This window comes from Burkholderia sp. Ac-20379, assembly GCF_017104645.1.
Lineage (GTDB): Bacteria > Pseudomonadota > Gammaproteobacteria > Burkholderiales > Burkholderiaceae > Burkholderia.
Window position 1 is genome coordinate 1 of the sequence record NZ_JAAGPF010000559.1, and the last position, 2,847, is coordinate 2,847.

3 protein-coding genes are annotated in these 2,847 nt (G+C 71.1%); all 3 read left to right on the forward strand.

What is annotated here, in order from left to right; genetic code table 11:
* On the forward strand, positions 1-317 hold a 317-nt coding region (locus G3N92_RS32700; protein ID WP_277396219.1), incomplete at its 5' end, for a rhodanese-like domain-containing protein.
* An 82-nt stretch (positions 318-399) separates the two neighbouring features.
* Positions 400-1,593, forward strand: a complete 1,194-nt coding sequence (locus G3N92_RS32705; RefSeq protein ID WP_206131661.1) for a porin — start codon at positions 400-402, stop codon at positions 1,591-1,593.
* Positions 1,594-1,632: 39 nt separating this feature from the next.
* The coding region (locus tag G3N92_RS32710; RefSeq protein ID WP_206131662.1) for a rhodanese-like domain-containing protein at positions 1,633-2,847 on the forward strand (1,215 nt) is incomplete at its 3' end.

Below are 2,847 nucleotides of genomic sequence, written 5' to 3' on the forward strand. Positions count from 1 at the left end.
CGCCCGTCTCGCAACGCTTCGCACGCCACACCGCCGCCGATCTGGCCGGCTGGCTGCGCGATCCGGCGCGCACCACCTATGCGCTCGACGTGCGCCTGCCCGACGCGTTCGCGCGCGGCCATCTGCCCGGCTCGGTCAACGCGCCCGGCGGCCAGCTCGGCATCTGGCTCGGCAAATGGGCGGCGGTGCGCGAGGCGCGGCTCGCGCTGATCGATTCGGCGCCGGGCAACCGCGCGGTCACGGTCGGCCAGTGGTTCGCGCGGCTTGGCTGGGAGGTGGCGATCGTCGAACACGACTTCGGCGACGCACCGCGCTGAGCGCATCCATCGCACCCATCGCACCCATCGCATCACGACAACACAATCAATCGGTTTGGAGCAGCAGACAGTGAAACGCAACATGGCAATCGGCATCGTGGCGGGGGCGGCGTCGCTCGCCGCATCCTCCGCACAGGCGCAGAGCAGCGTGATGCTGTACGGCATCGTCGACGGCGGCGTGTCCTATATCAGCAACGTGGCCAGCACCACGGCGGCCGGCTCGGCCGGACAGCCGGCGCGCACGGTCGGGCGCTCGCGCGTGGGCTTCGCGAGCGGCGGCGACTACGGCGACCGCTGGGGCCTGAAGGGGCAGGAGGATCTGGGCGGCGGGCTCGCCGCGATCTTCCAGCTCGAAAACGGCTTCAACCTCGGCAACGGCGCGCTCGGCTCGAGCGGCAGCCTGTTCAACCGGCAGGGATTCTTCGGGGTGCAGAGCGATCGCTACGGCTCGCTGACGCTGGGCCGCCAATACGAGGCGATCACCGACCTGCTCGAATCGTACGGCGCCGATTTCGCGGGCGGCATCGGCACCTATCCGGGCGACCTGTCGAACTACGACAACAGCATCCGCATCAACAACTCGGTCAAGTACCGCTCGCCGCAATGGAACGGCTGGAACGCCGAGCTGCTGTACGGCTTCGGCAACACCGCCGGCTCGCTGAACACCAACAGCAGCGTCAGCGCGGGCGTCAACTACGTACACGGGCCGGTGGCGGCCGGCGTCGCCTATCTGCGCATGGACAACAGCGGCGCGGCCACGAATACCTGGGCCGGCTCGGCGGACGGCAATTTCGGCTCGTCGGTGACGGCCGGCTTCACCGGCGCGCGCCGCGTGCAGATCGCCGACGCGGTCGCGAACTACACGATCGGCGCGCTGACGTTCGGCGCGAACTACGGTTATACGCAGTACCAACCGTCGGTCGCGTCGTCGTTCCATCGTTCGGTGGCGTTCAACTCGGCCGGCATCGGCGCGCGCTACCAGGCGTCGCCGCAGGTCACGCTCGGCACCAGCCTGACCTGGACGATCGGGCAGGCGGTGGCCGACGGCGCGCCGCGCCCGCGCTACGAAACGCTGGCCGCGGTGGGCTTCTACAACCTGAGCAAGCGCACCGGCCTGTACCTGTACGGCGGCTACCAGCACGCGCACGGCTCGACGCTCGACGCCTACGGCAACGTGGTCGCGGCCACCGCCTCGCTCGGCGATTCGGCCAACGGGCTGTCGTCGGCCGGGCGCAACCAGACGATGGTCAAGATCGGCCTGTTCAACAAGTTCTGATTCCGGCGCGCCGCGGCGCGTCTCATCCAGGAGGATTTCATGACGGAACCCGTGATTGCGGCCCGCCTCGGCGTGCCGGCCTTGCAGGATCGGCTGGCCTCGCCGGGCGAGCTGGCCGTGCTCGACGTGCGCGAGGCGGGCCGCGCGTTCGATCGGCATCTGCTGTTCTCGTCGGTGGCGCCGGTGGGCCGCCTCGGCCTGCTGATCGACCGGCTCGTGCCGCGCCGCTCGACGCCGGTCGTGCTGGTGGACGACAACGGCGCGCCGGGCGGTGACGCCGAACTGGCGGCCGCCGCGCTGGCGCGTTTCGGCTATGCCGACGTGCAGGTGCTGGCGGGCGGCGTGGACGCGTGGGCGGCCGCCGGCCACGAAATATTCAGCGGTACGAACGTGCCGAGCAAGGCGTTCGGCGAGATCGTCGAGCACGCCCTCGGCACGCCGAACATCGACGCGGCCACGCTGGCCGCGCTGCAGGCGCAGGGCGCGGATCTGGTCGTGCTCGACAGCCGGCCGTTCGACGAATTCCGCCGCATGAGCATTCCGGGCGCGCTCGATTGCCCCGGCGCGGAGCTGCTGTATCGCGCGCTCGACGTCGCGCCGTCGCCGCAGACGCTGATCGTCGTGAATTGCGCCGGCCGCACGCGCAGCATCATCGGCGCGCAATCGCTGATCAATGCCGGCGTGCCGAACCCGGTCGCGGCGCTGACGGGCGGCTCGATGGCCTGGCTGCTCGAAGGCCTGACGCTCGATCACGGCGCGATCCGCCATGCGCCGCGCCCGTCCGAGGCGGCGCTTTCCGCCGCGCGCGCGCTTGCGGCGACGCTGGCCGAACGCGCGCAGGTGCCGCTGATCGACGCCGCGCAATTGCAGCGCTTCGAGGCCGAGCAGGGCACCCGCACGCTGTATCGCTTCGATGTGCGCGATCCGGCCGAATACGCGGCGGGCCATGCGCCGGGCTGGCGCCACGCGGCCGGCGGCCAGCTCGTGCAGGCCACCGACGAATACGTCGGCACGCGCGGCGCGCGCATCGTGCTGACCGACACCGACGGCGTGCGGGCGCGGCTGACGGCTTCGTGGCTGCAACAGCTCGGCGGCTACGAGGTGTACGTGATCGACCGCGCGCCGGATGCGCTGGCCGAAATCGGCCCGGAGCCGCTGCGCGTGTTGCGCGGCCCCGAGCCGATCGACTGGATCGAGCCGTCGGCGTTGCAGGCGCGGCTCGACGCGGCGCGGACGGTCGTGATCGACGTCGAC

What these genes read in the sequence shown, in the direction of transcription:
- G3N92_RS32705 (WP_206131661.1), top strand. Translation starts at nt 400, where the DNA reads ATGGCAATCGGCATCGTGGCGGGGGCGGCGTCGCTCGCCGCATCCTCC.